We start from the raw sequence: 16,124 nt of genomic DNA on the forward strand, positions 1-16,124 counted from the left end.
GAGGAGTTTCACATGGAGTTGTCCGCGCATTTTCCCATTGCTTCAACCACCGTCAAAACGACGTGCCCTTACTGCGGCGTCGGCTGCGGCGTCAGCGCCCAGGTCGGGCAGGACGGCACGCTCGCGATCGCGGGCGACGCGGCGCACCCCGCAAGCCAGGGGCGCCTGTGCGTGAAGGGTTCCGCATTGGGCGAGACGCTCGGCAACCGCGGCCGCCTGCTCGCGCCGATGCTGCGCGAAGAAGGCGCGCTGCGCGAAGCGTCGTGGGACGAGGCGCTGGACAAGGTCGCTTCCGGCTTCGCGCGCGTGATCGCGGAGCACGGCCCGGACGCCGTCGCGCTGTACGTCTCCGGCCAGCTGCTGACCGAGGACTACTACGTCGCCAACAAGTTCATGAAAGGCTATGTCGGCAGCGCGAACATCGACACGAACTCGCGCCTGTGCATGTCGTCCGCGGTGGCCGGCCACAAGCGCGCGTTCGGCGAGGACATCGTGCCGGGCTGCTACGAAGACTTCGAGCAGGCCGACCTGATCGTGCTCGTCGGCTCGAACGCCGCATGGTGCCACCCGACGCTGTACCAGCGCATCGCGCGCGCGAAGCAGGACCGGCCGGACCTGAAGGTGGTCGTCGTCGACCCGCGCCGCACCGCCACGTGCGACATCGCCGACCTGCACCTGCCCGTCAAGCCGGGCACGGACGTGTGGCTGTTCGACGGCCTGCTGGGCCATCTCGCCCAGCACGCGGCGGACGACAGCTTCATCGAAGCCCATACGACGGGCGTGGCCGATGCACTGGACGCGGCCGGCAAGGCGGGCACGCTGGCAGAAGTGGCGAAAGCTTGCCGCCTCGACCCGCGCGACCTGGAGCGCTTCTACGACCTGTTCGCGAACACGGAGAAGGTCGTGACGGCGTTCACGATGGGCGTGAACCAGTCCACAAGCGGCGCCGACAAGGTCAATGCGATCATCAACTGCCACCTGATCACGGGCCGCATCGGCCGCCCCGGCATGGGGCCGTTCTCGCTGACCGGTCAACCGAATGCGATGGGTGGACGTGAAGTGGGCGGCCTCGCGAACATGCTGGCCGCGCACATGGACCTCGACGACGCCGCGCAACGCGGCGCGCTGCAGGAGTTCTGGGGTTCGCCGACGGTCGCCGGCAAGCCGGGCCTGAAGGCCGTCGACCTGTTCCGCGCCATCGAGGACGGCAAAGTGAAGGCCGTGTGGATCATGGCGACGAATCCGCTCGTGAGCCTGCCCGATGCCGACCAGGCCCGGCGCGCGCTGGAAAAGTGCGAGCTGGTCGTCGCTTCCGACGTCGTGCTCGGCACCGACACGAACGACGCGGCCCACGTGCTGCTGCCGGCCCTCGGCTGGGGCGAGAAGGACGGCACCGTCACCAATTCCGAGCGCTGCATCTCGCGCCAGCGCGCGTTCCTGTCCGCGCCGGGCAGTGCGCGCGCCGACTGGGACATCATATGCGACGTCGCGCGCCGCATGGGTTTCAAGGGCTTCGATTTCACGTCGCCGCACGAGATCTTCGATGAGCATGCGCGCCTGTCCGGATGGAAGAACGGTACCGACGGCCAGCGCCGCCGCCTGTTCGACGTCAAAGGCCTCGCGGGCATGACGCGCGCCGACTACGATGCGCTCGACCCCGTGCAGTGGCCGGTGCGTACGCCGGAAGAACGGACCGCACGCCTGTTCGGCGACGGCCGCTTCGCGCATGGCGACGGCCGTGCGCGCTTCGTGCCGACGGTGCCGCGCGCGCCCGCGCACCTGCCGGGCGGGGAGTATCCGCTCGTGCTGAACACGGGCCGCGTGCGCGACCAGTGGCACACGATGACGCGCACGGGCCGCTCGCAGAAACTGGCCGAGCACATCCCGGAACCGTACATCGACATGCACCCGCAGGATGCGCTGCTGTGTGGCGTGAAGGCGGGCGAACTGGCGCGCGTGACGAGCGACTGGGGCGCCGTCGTGGCGCGCGTGCAGCACGGCGGCGGCATCGCGCGCGGCAGCGTGTTCATGCCGATCCACTGGAGCGGCCAGACGGCGTCGGACGCGCGCGTGGGCACCGTCGTCAACCCGGCCGTCGACCCGGTGTCGGGCGAGCCGGAATTCAAGCACACGCCGGTGCGCATCGAACCGTTCGGCGTCACGTGGTTCGGTTTCATCCTGTCGCGCACGGAACTGCCGCTGCGCGAGGCGTCCAACTGGACGCGCGTGCAAGGCAAGGACTTCGTCCGCTACGAACTGGCGGGCCGCAAACCGTTCGCCGCCGCGCACGACTGGGCGCGCAAGCTGCTGGACGTGCACGACGACGACGCGGACTGGATCGAAGTCGAGGACAAGAACGGCGGCATGTACCGCGCCGTGCACCTCGTCGACGGCCGCATCGAAGCGTGCCTGTTCGTCGCGCAGCGCGCCGACCTGCCGGCCCGCACCTGGCTCGCCAGCATGTTCGACAAGGAGCAGCTGGAGCCGGCCGACCGTATCAGCCTCCTGGCGGGCCGCGCGAAAGAGCCGGGCATCGATCCCGGACCGACCGTGTGCTCGTGCTTCGGCGTGGGGCGCAAGACCATCGAGATCGCGATCCGCCAGAACAACCTGTGCGATGCGGCGGGTGTGACGGCGTGCACCAAGGCCGGTGGCAATTGCGGGTCGTGCATTCCGGAGATCCGGTCGTTGCTGGCGGAGACGCAGGTCGCGGAAGCATAGCTTCGTCGTCCCCGCGAAGGCGGGGACCCAAGTTCTGCTTGCATTACGAAAACGCGTGCATATTGGGTTCCCGCCTGCGCGGGAACGACGGTTTTGGATCTAACGGCCCGGCGGCGCCACCACGCCGTACGCCTGCGGCACCGCCACGCGCATGATGTCGATAAAGCGCCGCAGCCGGGCCGGATAGAAGCGCGCCGGCGGGTAGATCAGCCAGATCGGCAGCGGTGACGCCTGCCAGTCCGGCACGAGCTGCACGAGCCGGCCCGCGTCCAGTTCCTCGCGCAACGCCCAGCGCGACCCCAGCGCCGCGCCCACGCCCAGCGTGACGGCGCTGCGCATCGCATACAGGTTGTCCGTGTAGAGGCGCGGCTGGACGGGCACGCGCACCGTGTCGCCCGTCCGCGCATGGGTCAAGGCCACCTCGTCGCGGTAATAATGGCTGACGGCGATCCAGGGCAGCGCCGCCAGTTCATCCGGATGGGCGGGCAGGGCGCGGCCGTCGAACAGGCCGGGCGTCGCGATGACGATGCGCGGCACGTCACCCAGCCGGATCGCGACCATCGACGGATCGGGCACCTCGCCCACGCGGATCGCACAATCGATGCCTTCGCCGATGAAGTCCGGCGTGCGGTCGTGCAGGACCCAGTCCACCGTCATGCGCGGATAGCGCGCGAGATACGCCGCCAGCGGCGCGACCAGTTGCTGCTGGCCGAACGCGTGCGGCGCGACGACGCGCAGCATCCCCACCGGTTCGTCCACGGCGCCCCGGATCTCGCTCTCGAATTCCTGCCACCCCGCGATGAGCTCTTTTGCGCGCGCATAGCAGCGCATGCCGTCGTCCGTCAGCTTCATCGCGTGCGTGGACCGCTGCAGCAGGCGCACGCCCAGCGATTTTTCCAATGACTTCAAACGCCGGCTGATCGTCGGCTGTGTCGTCGCGAGTGCGCGCGCGGCGGCGGACAGGCTGCCGGCATCCACGATGCGGACGAAGGTTTCGACCAGCATCATACGGTCGGCAGATGGATTAATCGTCGAAAAGTCCGTGCTCATACGTGTGGAGTATAACAGTTCGACGTTCGCCGGTGCTACACAGCCATGTTTCGGCTCTCCATAATGCACTGCAACAACGCACCCACCATGGAGTCCAACATGAGCATCGCACACACGACGGCGACTGTCATACCGATCCGCACGACGCTGACCTCGCCCCTGATCTTCCTGCTGGCCGCAAGCACGGGCCTGTCCGTCGCCGCCCTGTACTACAGCCAGCCCACGCTGGGCGTACTGGCGACCGACCTGCACGCCAGCAACCAGGCCGTCGGCTGGATCCCGACCCTGACGCAGTTCGGCTACGCGCTCGGCCTGCTGTTCCTCGCGCCGCTGGGCGACCGTTTCGATCGCCGCACCATCATCGTCGTGAAATCGCTGCTGCTGGCCATGGCGCTGCTGGCCATCGCCGCCGCGCCGAGCCTGTCCGTGCTGCTGGGCGCCAGCCTCGCCGTCGGCCTGCTGGCCACCGTCGCCCAGGACATCGTCCCGGCCGCCGCAACGCTGGCCCCGGCCGCGCACCGCGGCCGCATTGTCGGCACCGTCATGACCGGGCTGCTGCTGGGTATCCTGCTGTCGCGCGTCGTGGGTGGACTTGTGGCGGAAGCACTCGGCTGGCGCGCCGTGTTCGGCGGCGCGGCGGTCGTCGCGGCCTTCACGACGGCGATCCTCGCCCGCGGCCTGCCGAGCTTCAAGCCGACGAGCACCAGCCCGTATCCGGCCCTGTTGGGCTCGCTGTTCGCGCTGTGGAAAGAACACCGCGCGCTGCGCCTTGCCGCCATGGCCCAGGGCCTGCTGTCGATCGGCTTCTCGGCCTTCTGGTCCACGCTGGCCGTGATGTTGCACGGCGCCCCGTTCCACCTGGGCTCGGCCGCCGCCGGTTCGTTCGGCCTGGCCGGTGCCGTCGGCGCGCTGGCCGCCCCGTTCGCCGGCCGCCTGGCCGACCGCCGCGGTCCGCAGTTCGTGACCCGGCTCGGCGCCGGCCTGAGCGTCGCATCGTTCGGCATCATGTTCGCCATGCCGCACCTGTCGACCGGCGCGCAGCTGGTGCTGCTGGCCCTCGCCACGGTCGGCTTCGACCTGGGCGTGCAGGCGACGATGATCGCCCACCAGACCATCGTCTACGGTATCGCGCCGGAAGCCCGCAGCCGCCTGAACGCGATCTTCATGACCACGATGTTCGTCGGCATGGCAGCGGGCGGCGCGCTCGGCGCCCAGGCGCTGGCCGCATGGGGCTGGAACGGCATCGTGCTGCTCGCCGTCGCATCCAGCCTGGCCGCGCTGGTGGTACGGATCCGGGCTGCGTCGGCGCAATAACAGACATCAGGAATGACCAGCGCCAGGCCACGGCCACGCGGCCTGGCGCTGTGCTTTTCCCGGCCGCGCCGCCCGGGCGACGAGCACCGTCGTGCCCACACAGGCGGCGGCGACGGCGACGAACGCGCCGTAGCGTGCCGGCGTCGGCTGCTGCATCAGCGCCTGGCCGGGCAGCGTCGTGCCGATTCCGACGAGCAGCATCATGACCGGGAAGTGGAAGAAGAAGGTGAACGCGGGGGCCGGGTCGTCGGGCACCGTCGTGTGCTGCGCGCCGGGCGGAGCCAGGGCCCAGGCGATGGCGGCGAAGCCCCACCCCACGAGCAGGAATTTGCAGTCGGCGAGCCAGGCGCCGAACGCTGGCGGCCCGTGTACGCCGGCGCCGAGGAAGCGGGACAGCAGCAGCGTGGCGAGAAAGCCGACGATGGCGACGGGCAGCGACGGCCTGGCCCTGCGCAGCGCGCCCATGTGCGCCACCGCGAGGCCGGTCAGCCAGATGGCCGACCAGATCAGGAACAAGGGCGGCGCCAGCACGACCACGGCCGTCAGCAGCACGACCCGGCCGGCGCGCGTGGCGCGCAGCAAGACGTCCAGCAGGATGATCGACCAGAACAGGAACGACAGCAAGTACAGCATGCCGTTGCTGCCGAACGTGGGCACGACGAAGGGCTGCAGCATGAACATGTTGCCCAGCAGAGAGGCATAGCCGAGCGTGAGCGTGCTGAAGGCGGGGTAGGCCGTGTACAGGCCGGATCCGTTGAAGAACCGGACGCCCGCGACGTCGGCGGCGGCCCCGAGGACCAGGCCTGGCAGGAGGAGTCCGTACAGCGCGACGGCACGCCGGCCCGGGATGGTACCAGCCCGCAGCGCGCGTCCCGTCAGGATGCCGTCGAGGACGAGAAAGACGGCGAACGATTCATGGCCGAGTCCCGTCAGGAAATAAAAGACGTTCGTCAGCCACGTTTTCGCGTGCACGTGTTCGTAGTCGACGAACAGCAGGAAGCGGACGTGGTACATCAGCGCCACCAGGACGCTGGCCCAGCGTGTCACGAGCAGGAACGACAGGTAAGGGGTGCGCATGATTACAAACAATGTCCTTGCGAACAATGCTGAAAGACATTGAGCCAGTTCAGCGGTCGGATTGCCCGTCAATGGTAGGGAACCGACGTTCAGCGGATTTGAGACTGCGCAGCCGTGGGGCTATTTTGAAGGAAGGTGGATTTCCTGCGCGAGGTACTGCAGTACCGTTGCGACGCGCCTGAGATGACGGCTTTCCGGATGTGTGAGCAACCACAGCTGAGTCACGCATTCCTCGATCTCCGGACCGACCTGACGCAGGTCCGCGCGCGGCGCCGCGAGAAACAACGGCAGCACCGCCACGCCCAGCCCGAGGGCGACGCACTCCGCCGCCGCCAGGATGCTGCTCACCCGATACGCCGGCGCGATCTTCGGAAAGTGCCGGCGCCGCCACAGCACCGACGGATGGTCGGGTAGCGCATCGTCCGGCGCGACCCACGCCACGCCGCGCTCGACCGCGTCCTCGATCGAGCGCAGCCGGCTCCTGCGCGGCGCGAACAACGCGACGCGGATCGGTCCGAGCGGCCGCCCCACCAGGTGCTCGGGCGGTTCGCGCGTCGCGCGGATCGCGATGTCGGCATCGCGCCTGCCCAGGTTGACCGGGGTGTTGCTGGCGTCGAGGTCGAAGTCCAGCAGCGGATGGCGCGCGCGCAGCGCCTTCAGCGACGGCGCGACCAGGGCGTGCAGGATGGTGTCCGTGGTGGTGATGCGGACCTGCCCGGAGACCTGGTCCGGCCGGGTCTGCACCAGCGAGCGTGCCGCCTCGAGCTCGCTTTCCTGCCGCTCCGCATGGCGCGCGAGGTTCAGCGCGAGTTCGCCCGGCAGGTAGCCGGAACGCGTGCGCTCGAACAGCGCCTGGCCCAGGCCGCGCTCGATGCGCTGCAGGTTGCGGAAGACCGTCGAGCCGTCGACGCCCAGTCGTTCGCCGGCCTGCGCGAGGGTGCCGGCGCGGACGAGGGCCAGCACGGTCTCCAGATCGGCGCTGCCGATGCGGTAGGGCGGCGATTATCAAGGAGAGTCGTCGTGAGTAATTCTTTCGTTCTCGTCAGCCACGCCCTGTGTCCCTATGTGCAGCGCGCCGCCATCGTCCTGCACGAGAAGGGCGTCCCGTTCGAGCGGCGCGACGTCGACCTGGCGGACAAGCCGGACTGGTTCCTGCGCGTATCGCCGCTCGGCAAGACCCCGGTGCTGCTGGCCGCCGGCGAAGCGATCTTCGAGTCGGCCGTGATCTGCGAATACCTCGATGAGACGACTGCGCCGCGCCTGCATCCGCTCGACCCGCTGCGGCGCGCGCGCCACCGGAGCTGGATGGAATTCGGCTCGGCGCTGCTGAACGCCATCGCCGTGTTCTACAACGCGCCCGACGATGCGGCCCTGCTGCGCGCGGCGGCCGACATCCACCGGCGCTTGCGGCAGGTGGAGGAGGTGCTGCACGCGCCGCCGTACTTCGACGGCGAGCGCTTCGGCATCGTCGACGCGGTGTTCGCGCCGGTGTTCCGCTATCTCGACGTGTTCGAGCGCATCGGCGACTTCGGCCTGCTCGCCGGCCTTGCCAGGGTGCAGGCATGGCGCGCGGCGCGGGTCGGCACTCAGTGGGCGCATGCGGGACGAGGGGATGGAAACGAAAACAGCGGCCGATAGACGCTGTTAGCCACATCAGGAATGACCAGCGCCAGGCCACGACAATGCGGCCTGGCGCTGTGCTTTTGCGGGCTGCGCTCCCACGCCACCCCGACGCCTGTCGCCGGTTGTGTTCATAGTTTTATATATATAAAATGCAATGATTAAAACAGGAGACTACACATGACTACATTCGCACGGGCTCTCGCCACGGCCGCGCTGGGCGCACTTTGCGGCGGCACCTTCGCGGCCCCAACACTGCCGGACACGATCCTGTTCGGCGTCGCCTACTACGACGAGTACACGCCCGTCGACCGTCTCGACGAGGATGCGCGCATGATGAAGGAAGCGGGCATCAACGTCGTGCGCATCGCCGAATCGACGTGGGGCACGCTCGAACGCGACGAAGGCGTGTTCGACTTCACCCACGTGGACCGCATGCTGGCCGCCTTCCACAAGGCCGGCATCAAGGTCATCGTCGGCACGCCGACCTACGCCATCCCGACCTGGCTCGCGCGCAAGCACCCGAACGTGCTGGTGGTCGCGCCGAAAGGCCGCGCGGAATATGGGCCGCGGCAGAACATGGACATTACCGACCCGGATTTCCGCGCGGCGGCGGAACGGGTGATCGTAAAGCTGGTCGACCACGTGAAGGACCATCCCGCCGTCATCGGCTACCAGGTCGACAATGAGACCAAGGCTTATGCCACGAGCGGCCCCAATGTGCAGCGGGCGTTCGTCGCGTCCATGCGCAGGAAGTTTCCCGACCTCGACCAGCTCAACAAGGCGTTCGGCCTCGATTACTGGAGCAACCGCATCAACAGCTGGGACGATTTCCCGTCCGTGAACGGGTCCATCAACGCGAGCCTGTCGAATGCGTTCACTGCATTCCAGCGGGACCTGGTGACGGACTACCTCACCTGGCAGGCCGGCCTCGTGCGCGCGCATGCGCGCGGCGACCAATTCATCACGCAGAACTTCGACCTCGGCTGGAAAAACCATTCCTACGGTGTGCAGCCGGAAGTGAATCACTGGGACGCCGCACAGCCGCTCGACGTCGCCGGCATCGACATCTACCACCCGAGCCAGGACAAGCTGACCGGCGTCGAAATCGCCTTCGGCGGCGACCTGGCGCGCTCCATGCGCGACGGCCAGAACTACCTGGTCATGGAAACCGAGGCACAAGGCTTCTCGCACTGGACCCCTTATCCCGGCCAGATGCGCCTGCAGGCCTTCAGCCATCTCGCTTCGGGCGCGAACATGGTCTCGTACTGGCACTGGGCGACGACGGCCAATGCGATTGAGACTTACTGGCGCGGCGTGCTGTCGCAGGATTACCAGCCGAACGAGGTCTATGCGGAGGTGAAGACCATCGGCGCCGACCTGCGGCGGCTGGGACCCAAGCTCGTGAACCTGCGCAAGAAGAATCAGGTCGCAGTCTATGTCAGCAACACGGCGCAGGCGGGGTTCAACGCGTTCAAGGTGTATGTCGACGGCAAGGCGTTCGACTACAACGATGCGATGCGGCCCTGGTACGACGCGCTGTACCGCATGAACGTGGAAGCGGACATCCTCTCGCCGGCGTCGAAGGTACCGTTGTCGGACTATAAGCTGATCGTGGTGCCGTCGTTGTACGCGGCGAGCGACGCGGAGATCGCGCGCCTGAACGATTATGCGAAGCAGGGCGGCCACGTGCTGTACACGTTCCGCAGCGGCTTTTCGGACGAGAACACGAAGGTGCGCTACGCTGTGCAACCGGGTGCGATCAGTGCGGCGGCGGGCGTGACGTATCACCAGTTCACGAACCCGGTGGACGTGACGCTCGCGGGCGATCCGTTCAAGGTCGGCGCCGCAGACAACAAGGCACGCTGGTGGATGGAGTTCCTGAGGCCGACGACGGCAACCGTGGTCGCCCGCTTCCAGCATCCTTCGTGGCCGGACTATGCGGCCGTCACGCGCAATGCCTGGGGCAGCGGGGAGGTGGGCTACGTCGGCTTCATGCCGACCGACGCCGTGATCGACGGGATCGTGACCGACCAGGTGAAGCGCGCCGGCATCGATCTGCCGAAGGTACGCTTCCCCCTCATCGTCCGCGGCGGCACGCTGCAGGACGGGCATCGGGTACGGTATGTGCTGAACTATTCCGCCAGGCCGCAGCGACTGAACTATGGGTATGCGAGCGGTACGGACCTGTTGTCCGGACGTAAGGTGACGCGCGGCCAGCAACTGGCGCTGAAGCCGTGGGGCGTGGCGATCGTCGAAGAAGAGTAGGCGGCGGAAACGAAAACAGCGGCCATCAGCCGCTGCTTGCATGAATTCTGTGGTCGGGGTGAGAGGATTCGAACCTCCGGCCTCTACGTCCCGAACGTAGCGCTCTACCGGGCTAAGCTACACCCCGACTGGTATGGGTAATGCTGAGGGAGAAAAACAGATGGTCGGGGTGAGAGGATTCGAACCTCCGGCCTCTACGTCCCGAACGTAGCGCTCTACCGGGCTAAGCTACACCCCGACTGTTTGAGACTTCGTCACCGAAATCTCGGGAAGGCATTACTATAGTTGCCTCAGTGGTTTCTGTCAACAGCGAAGCTGCATAACTGCAGGAGGCTGTCCTTGTATTCGCTCGGCGGCAGGTCGGCGATCGCGGCGGCGGCGCGGCGTGCCGCGGTCTCCGCTTCGCGGCGCGTGAAGTCCAGCGCGCCGCTGCTCGTGACGGCCGCCAGCACGGCGTCGAAATGGGTTTCGTCGCCCTGCTCGATGCAGGTGCGGATCAGCTCGCGCTGCTCGGCCGTGCCGTTTTCCATCACGTAGATGAGCGGCAAGGTCGGCTTGCCTTCGCGCAGGTCGTCGCCCACGTTCTTGCCGATTTCGGCGGCGTCGCCCGCGTAGTCGAGCACGTCGTCGATCAGCTGGAACGCGGTGCCCAGCGAGCGGCCGTATTCGCCGGCCGCTTCGATCTGGGCGTCGTTCGCGCCGGCGACGAGGGCGCCCAGTTGCGCGGCCGCCTCGAACAGTTTCGCCGTCTTCGAGCGGATCACGCGCAGATAGCTTTCCTGCGTGACGTCCGGATCGTGCATGTTCAACAGCTGCAGCACTTCGCCTTCTGCGATGACGGTCGTGGCGCGCGACAGGATCTGCATGACGCGCATGTTGTCCAGGCTCGTCATCATCTCGAACGCGCGCGAGTACAGGTAGTCGCCGACCAGCACCGACGCGGCGTTGCCGAACATGGCGTTCGCGGTCTGGCGGCCGCGGCGCATCGAGGATTCGTCGACGACGTCGTCGTGCAGCAGGGTGGCGGTGTGGATGAATTCCACGACGGCCGCCAGCTCATGGTGGCCGGCGCCCTTGTAGCCGTAGGCGTTCGCCAGCAGCAGCACCAGCACGGGGCGGATCCGCTTGCCGCCGGCACTGATGATGTACTCGGCGATCTGGTTCACCAGCGCGACTTCGGACTGCAACCGCGCGCGGATCACCGTGTTGACGGCCTCCATGTCTGCTGCGATCGTGCGGGTGATGGGGTTCTGTTGTGCGGTTTGGGTGGCGGCGGACAAGGCGGACCTGCTGACGTTGGATGCGGATAGGTTTTGTTGAGTCGCGATTATACGACATGCAAGGAAAAGACGCCCTCTTTCCCAGTGGCGCCCGAGGGGCTGCCGCGGCACCACAACCATTTTGACGCTGCGCACCATTCCATGTATAATCCTCTGTTCCCCGAATCCCCGGCTGTTTACCTCGCCAAGACGAGGGGAATATTTCTTAACAATCAATGAGGTTTCAAATCATGTACGCGGTCATAAAAACCGGTGGCAAGCAATACAAAGTTGTCGCTGGCGAAAAACTCAAAGTAGAACAGATACCGGCAGACATTGGTTCCGAACTCACTATCGATCAGGTTCTCGCCGTCGGCGAGGGCGAGAGCATCAAGTTTGGTGCTCCGCTGGTGGAAGGTGCTTCGGTTCGCGTGACTGTTGTTTCGCATGGTCGTCACGACAAAGTGCGTATCTTCAAGATGCGTCGTCGTAAGCACTACCAGAAGCGTCAGGGCCACCGCCAGAACTACACCGAAATCCAAGTGGTTGCGATCAACGGCTAATCGCCGCGCGTACCTTCTTCAGCTAATCAAGGAGCATTTGAAATGGCACACAAAAAAGGCGGCGGCACTACGCGAAACGGCCGTGACTCAGAAAGCAAACGCCTCGGCGTGAAAGTCTACGGCGGCCAGGCGATCAACGCCGGCGGCATCATCGTGCGTCAGCGCGGTACCCAGGTTCGTCCGGGCACCAACGTTGGCCTGGGCAAGGATCACACCCTGTTCGCCCTGGTCGATGGCACGGTCAAGTTCGTCAAGCAAGGCGTCGGTTCGAAGCAGTTCGTGACCGTCGTGGCTGCTGAGGCAGTCGCTGCTTAATTGCGGCGCAGCGGGGCAGGCTGAGTCAAAGCGTGCCCCGCCCGGTAAGGCGTCAAGCCTTGCAATCGATAGGCTCTGCCCTCCGGTAGGGCCTTTTTAATTTTCGGCGTTGTCACCGTTAAGTGCGGAACGTTCCGCGGCCGTTCGTCTATCATGGACGCCTGGTCCGCTTTTAACAGTGACACAGCCTTTCGTTTTGGTGGTCTCATCATGAAGTTTATCGACGAAGCACGCATCGAAGTCATCGCCGGCGACGGCGGCAACGGCTGCGCCTCGTTCCGCCGCGAGAAGTTCCGCCCGTTCGGCGGTCCGGACGGCGGCGACGGCGGCCGCGGCGGCTCGATCTGGGCGGTCGCCGACCGCAACGTCAACACGCTGGTCGACTTCCGCTTTTCCAAGGTCCACACGGCGCGCAACGGCGAGCCGGGCCGCGGTTCCGATTGCTACGGCAAGGGCGCCGAGGACGTCTACCTGCGCATGCCGGTCGGCACGCTGATCATCGACGACGTCACCGGCGAGATCATCGCCGACCTGACGGAGCACGAACAGACCGAGCTGCTGGCCAAGGGCGGCGAGGGCGGCTGGGGCAACATCCACTTCAAGACGTCGACCAACCGCGCGCCGCGCCAGAAGACGGACGGCAAGGACGGCGAGCGCCGCGAGCTGCGCCTCGAATTGAAGGTGCTGGCCGACGTGGGCCTGCTCGGCATGCCGAACGCGGGCAAATCGACGTTCATCACGGCCGTGTCGAACGCGCGCCCGAAGATCGCGGACTACCCGTTCACCACGCTGCATCCGAACCTCGGCGTCGTGCGCGTGTCGCATGCGAAGAGCTTCGTCATCGCCGACATCCCGGGCCTGATCGAAGGCGCGGCGGAAGGCGCCGGCCTCGGTCACCAGTTCCTGCGTCACCTGAGCCGCACGGGCCTGCTGCTGCACATCGTCGACGTCGCCCCGATGGACGGCAAGACCGATCCGGTCAAGGAAGCCAAGGCGCTCGTGAAGGAACTCGAGAAGTACGACGAGGAACTGGTCAACAAGCCGCGCTGGCTCGTGCTGAACAAGCTGGATGTCGTGCCGGAAGAAGAGCGCAAGAAGGTCGTCAAGGACTTCGTCAAGCGCATGGGGTTCAAGGGCCCCGTGTTCGAGATCTCGGCGCTGAACCGCGAAGGCTGCGAAGACCTCGTGCACGCGATCTACAAGTATCTCGAAGAGACGCGCCACAGCGCGCAGCGCTCGGAAGAGACGCAGATGACCGAGGAAGCGCGCGGCATCTCGTCGATCGATCCGGACGATCCCCGCTTCAAGATCCTCGAAGATTAAGTCGTTGGCAGTCACCTTCGCCCCGACCGCAAGCAGCACCTGGCGCGCGCGCCTGCGCGGCCAGCTGCTGTCGGTCGCGGCGTCCGTCCATTCGCTGGCCGCGCTCGCGGCCCTGCTGGATCCGGACCGCGTGGCGGATGCGATGGGACTGTTCCCCGTGGGCGTGAACGGCTACAGCCAGTTCTTCGCCCTCTACGTCGGAGTGCGCCTCGCCACCGCGGGGCTGGCTCTGCTGGCGGCCAGGCAGGGCGACCAGCCCATCCTCGGCGACCTCGCAGCATTGTTCATCCTGGCGCAGCCGCTCGGCCGTCTCGTCGCGGCCTTCGCGATCGGCCTGCCCCAGGGCTTATTGTTCGTCGTCAGCGGGATCGAGCTGGCGGTCGGCCTGGCGCTGATCGGCCTGCGCCCGCAAGGACGCTTCCTGTCAATCCGACCGTCGCCATGAAATCCGTCCTCCAGTCTTCCAGCCGCATCATCGTCAAAGTCGGTTCCTCGCTCGTCACCAACGAAGGCCGCGGCCTCGATCACGAAGCCATCGCGCGCTGGGCCGCGCAGATCTCGTCGCTCCGTTCGCTCGGCAAGGAAGTCGTACTCGTGTCCTCGGGCGCCATCGCCGAAGGCATGCTGCGCCTGGGCTTCACGTCGCGCCCGACCGATATCCACGAACTGCAGGCCTGCGCCGCGTGCGGCCAGATGGGCCTCGCGCAGATCTACGAGACGAGCTTCCGCAGCCACGGCGTGAAGACGGCGCAGGTGCTGCTCACGCACGCCGACCTCGCGGACCGCGAACGCTACCTGAACGCACGCTCCACGTTGACCACCCTGTTGGGCCTGGGCGTCGTCCCGATCATCAACGAGAACGACACCGTCGTCACGGACGAGATCAAGTTCGGCGACAACGACACGCTGGGCGCGCTCGTCGCCAACCTGATCGAGGCGGATGCCCTCGTGATCCTGACCGACCAGAAGGGCCTGTACTCGGCCGATCCGCGCAAGGACCCGTCCGCGCGCCTGATCGAAGAAGCGCAGGCGGGCGACACGTCGCTGGAGGCGATGGCCGGCGGCGCCGGCAGCAGCATCGGCCGCGGCGGCATGCTGACGAAGGTGCTGGCCGCCAAGCGCGCCGCGCGCTCCGGTGCGCATACGGTGATCGCGTGGGGCCGCGAAGACAACGTCCTGACGCGCCTCGCGCACGGCGAAGCGATCGGCACGCAGCTGACCGCGCCGACCGCGCGCCTGACCGCGCGCCGCCAGTGGATGATCGACCACCTGCACACGGCCGGCCAGCTCGTGCTGGACGCCGGCGCGGTGCAGAAGCTGGTGAAAGAGGGGAAATCGCTGCTGCCGATCGGCGTGACGGCCGTGCGCGGCGAATTCGGCCGCGGCGCCCTCGTGGGCTGCGTGGACGACGCGGGCACCGAGATCGCGCGCGGCCTCACCAACTACACGAGCGGCGAAATCAAGCGCATCATGCGTCACGCGTCCAGCGAGATCGAGGGCATCCTCGGCTACGTCGAGGCGCCCGAGCTGGTTCACCGCGACAACCTGGTCCTGATCTGATTCACCGCGCCTGGCTGGCCAGCAGCATGCGCACGCCCGCATACGCGAACACGCCGGCCAGCACGGCATTCACCCAGCGCTCGCCCGCCCGGTAGGCGCGGCGCGCGGCGTCGGTGGAAAACGCCAGTGCATAGCAGCAGAAGATCGATGCGCTGATCGCCGCGCATGACAGCACGAACGCCAGCGCATCCGCCTGGCGCGCGCCGGCGGGCAGGGCCAGCGAGACCACCGACAGCCACACGACGATCGATTTCGGATTCGTCAGGTGCATCGCCAGGCCGCGCGCGCACGTGCGCGCATAGCCTTCGTCCACCGCCTCCGCTGCCGGCACTCCCTTCGTGCCGCGCACTTTGCGCGCAGCCTGCCAGGCCATCCACAGCAGGTACACGCCGCCGATCGCCTTCACGACGGCCAGTGCGCCGGACCAGCGTTCCATCAGCGCGGCGAGACCGAACGCCGCGCACAAGCCCCAGCACAGCGACCCGCAGACGACGCCGGACGCCAGCGCGAGCGCCCGCGCGCGGCCCTGCGCCATCGCGGTGCCCATGACCGCGAGGACGCTCGGTCCGGGACTCGCGACGCCGATCGCGAAGGCGGTATAAGCGAGGAGCATCATGTCAGTGCCTGTTCAGGCCGGGTCGTGGCACACCACGCACAGCTTGTTGCCGTCGGGGTCGCGCACGTAGGCGCCGTAATAATGCTCGTGATAGTGGGGGCGCAGGCCCGGCGCGCCGTCGCCGTGGCCGCCGTGCGCCAGCGCGATCTCGTACGCCGCATCGACGGCCGCGCGGTCGGGCGCGAGCAGGGCCGTCATCTGGCCATTGCCGGGGGCGTGCGGCTGGCCGTCGTAAGGCGCGCCGATGAGGAACAGCGGGCGCGCCCGGCCGGGTTGCTGCCAGCCGGCCCACGGGCGCGACCGGTCGCAGAAGCGCGCCTCCAGTCCCAGCGCTGCCAGCAGCGGTTGGTAAAACGCGAGCGCCCGGTCGAAATCGCGGACACCAATGAAGACATGGGAAAACATCGTCGCCTCGTCGGGAAAACCATCCATCATACT

General features: G+C 67.1%; 15 protein-coding genes and 2 tRNA genes. 9 read left to right on the forward strand and 8 right to left on the reverse strand.

What is annotated here, in order from left to right:
• Positions 1-12 precede the first annotated feature (12 nt).
• A complete protein-coding gene (locus ASD28_RS01950) occupies positions 13-2,721 on the forward strand; it encodes a nitrate reductase (RefSeq protein ID WP_056123110.1) in 2,709 nt (902 codons plus the stop codon).
• A gap of 99 nt (positions 2,722-2,820) precedes the next feature.
• Here the strand turns inward: ASD28_RS01950 and ASD28_RS01955 are convergent, their stop codons facing one another.
• Positions 2,821-3,771, reverse strand: coding sequence for a LysR family transcriptional regulator (locus ASD28_RS01955; RefSeq protein WP_056123112.1), 951 nt, complete (start codon positions 3,769-3,771; stop codon positions 2,821-2,823).
• A gap of 99 nt (positions 3,772-3,870) precedes the next feature.
• On the opposite strand from ASD28_RS01955, the gene ASD28_RS01960 reads away from it, so the two are divergent.
• Complete coding sequence (locus ASD28_RS01960) at positions 3,871-5,085, forward strand: MFS transporter (RefSeq protein ID WP_056123114.1); 1,215 nt, start codon at positions 3,871-3,873, stop codon at positions 5,083-5,085.
• A gap of 6 nt (positions 5,086-5,091) precedes the next feature.
• On the opposite strand, the gene ASD28_RS01965 is transcribed toward ASD28_RS01960, so the two are convergent.
• A complete protein-coding gene (locus tag ASD28_RS01965; RefSeq protein WP_056123118.1) occupies positions 5,092-6,162 on the reverse strand; it encodes a hypothetical protein in 1,071 nt (356 codons plus the stop codon).
• 120 nt (positions 6,163-6,282) lie between these two features.
• Entirely contained in the window at positions 6,283-7,134 is an 852-nt protein-coding gene (locus tag ASD28_RS01970) for a LysR family transcriptional regulator (protein ID WP_082577006.1), read from the reverse strand.
• 48 nt (positions 7,135-7,182) lie between these two features.
• Between ASD28_RS01970 and ASD28_RS01975 the strand changes: the two genes are divergently transcribed.
• On the forward strand, positions 7,183-7,800 hold the full coding sequence (locus tag ASD28_RS01975; protein WP_056123124.1) for a glutathione S-transferase family protein: 618 nt from the start codon (positions 7,183-7,185) through the stop codon (positions 7,798-7,800).
• Between the two features lie 162 nt (positions 7,801-7,962).
• Positions 7,963-10,050 carry a beta-galactosidase gene (locus ASD28_RS01980; RefSeq protein ID WP_082577005.1) on the forward strand — a complete coding sequence of 696 codons (2,088 nt, stop codon included), beginning with the start codon at positions 7,963-7,965 and terminating at the stop codon, positions 10,048-10,050.
• A gap of 50 nt (positions 10,051-10,100) precedes the next feature.
• Here ASD28_RS01980 and ASD28_RS01985 read toward each other — a convergent pair.
• From ASD28_RS01985 to ispB, 3 genes are all read right to left on the reverse strand, one after another.
• A tRNA-Pro gene (locus ASD28_RS01985) sits at positions 10,101-10,177 on the reverse strand.
• A 34-nt stretch (positions 10,178-10,211) separates the two neighbouring features.
• A tRNA-Pro gene (locus ASD28_RS01990) sits at positions 10,212-10,288 on the reverse strand.
• Between the two features lie 52 nt (positions 10,289-10,340).
• On the reverse strand, positions 10,341-11,330 hold the full coding sequence (ispB, locus tag ASD28_RS01995) for an octaprenyl diphosphate synthase (protein ID WP_056123128.1): 990 nt from the start codon (positions 11,328-11,330) through the stop codon (positions 10,341-10,343).
• 230 nt (positions 11,331-11,560) lie between these two features.
• Here ispB and rplU point away from each other — a divergent pair, with 230 nt between their 5' ends.
• From rplU to proB, 5 genes are all read left to right on the forward strand, one after another.
• Entirely contained in the window at positions 11,561-11,872 is a 312-nt protein-coding gene (gene rplU / locus ASD28_RS02000) for a 50S ribosomal protein L21 (RefSeq protein ID WP_036230184.1), read from the forward strand.
• A gap of 42 nt (positions 11,873-11,914) precedes the next feature.
• Positions 11,915-12,187, forward strand: coding sequence for a 50S ribosomal protein L27 (gene rpmA, locus ASD28_RS02005; protein WP_056123130.1), 273 nt, complete (start codon positions 11,915-11,917; stop codon positions 12,185-12,187).
• 210 nt (positions 12,188-12,397) lie between these two features.
• Positions 12,398-13,510, forward strand: coding sequence for an Obg family GTPase CgtA (cgtA, locus tag ASD28_RS02010; RefSeq protein ID WP_056123132.1), 1,113 nt, complete (start codon positions 12,398-12,400; stop codon positions 13,508-13,510).
• Positions 13,511-13,514: 4 nt separating this feature from the next.
• A complete protein-coding gene (locus ASD28_RS02015; protein WP_056123135.1) occupies positions 13,515-13,955 on the forward strand; it encodes a hypothetical protein in 441 nt (146 codons plus the stop codon).
• On the forward strand, positions 13,952-15,070 hold the full coding sequence (gene proB, locus ASD28_RS02020; protein WP_056123137.1) for a glutamate 5-kinase: 1,119 nt from the start codon (positions 13,952-13,954) through the stop codon (positions 15,068-15,070). Before ASD28_RS02015 ends, proB begins: the two co-directional genes overlap by 4 nt.
• Position 15,071: 1 nt before the next feature.
• Here the strand turns inward: proB and ASD28_RS02025 are convergent, their stop codons facing one another.
• Together ASD28_RS02025 and ASD28_RS02030 are read right to left on the reverse strand one after the other, a co-directional pair.
• A complete protein-coding gene (locus ASD28_RS02025; protein WP_056123139.1) occupies positions 15,072-15,686 on the reverse strand; it encodes a LysE family translocator in 615 nt (204 codons plus the stop codon).
• 12 nt (positions 15,687-15,698) lie between these two features.
• Positions 15,699-16,091, reverse strand: a complete 393-nt coding sequence (locus ASD28_RS02030; RefSeq protein WP_056123624.1) for a VOC family protein — start codon at positions 16,089-16,091, stop codon at positions 15,699-15,701.
• Between the last annotated feature and the right edge of the window lie 33 nt (positions 16,092-16,124).

The organism is Massilia sp. Root133 (assembly GCF_001426525.1).
GTDB lineage: Bacteria > Pseudomonadota > Gammaproteobacteria > Burkholderiales > Burkholderiaceae_D > Telluria > Telluria orientalis.

Excerpts from the sequence above, each read along its gene's own strand:
- rpmA (WP_056123130.1), top strand. The coding sequence starts at position 11,915 with ATGGCACACAAAAAAGGCGGCGGCACTACGCGAAACGGCCGTGACTCA.
- ASD28_RS01960 (WP_056123114.1), top strand. The coding sequence starts at position 3,871 with ATGAGCATCGCACACACGACGGCGACTGTCATACCGATCCGCACGACG.
- ASD28_RS01950 (WP_056123110.1), top strand. The coding sequence starts at position 13 with ATGGAGTTGTCCGCGCATTTTCCCATTGCTTCAACCACCGTCAAAACG.
- ASD28_RS01955 (WP_056123112.1), bottom strand. The coding sequence starts at position 3,771 with ATGAGCACGGACTTTTCGACGATTAATCCATCTGCCGACCGTATGATG.
- ASD28_RS02030 (WP_056123624.1), bottom strand. The coding sequence starts at position 16,091 with ATGTTTTCCCATGTCTTCATTGGTGTCCGCGATTTCGACCGGGCGCTC.
- ASD28_RS01965 (WP_056123118.1), bottom strand. The coding sequence starts at position 6,162 with ATGCGCACCCCTTACCTGTCGTTCCTGCTCGTGACACGCTGGGCCAGC.
- ASD28_RS02025 (WP_056123139.1), bottom strand. The coding sequence starts at position 15,686 with ATGATGCTCCTCGCTTATACCGCCTTCGCGATCGGCGTCGCGAGTCCC.
- rplU (WP_036230184.1), top strand. The coding sequence starts at position 11,561 with ATGTACGCGGTCATAAAAACCGGTGGCAAGCAATACAAAGTTGTCGCT.
- proB (WP_056123137.1), top strand. The coding sequence starts at position 13,952 with ATGAAATCCGTCCTCCAGTCTTCCAGCCGCATCATCGTCAAAGTCGGT.
- ASD28_RS01980 (WP_082577005.1), top strand. The coding sequence starts at position 7,963 with ATGACTACATTCGCACGGGCTCTCGCCACGGCCGCGCTGGGCGCACTT.
- cgtA (WP_056123132.1), top strand. The coding sequence starts at position 12,398 with ATGAAGTTTATCGACGAAGCACGCATCGAAGTCATCGCCGGCGACGGC.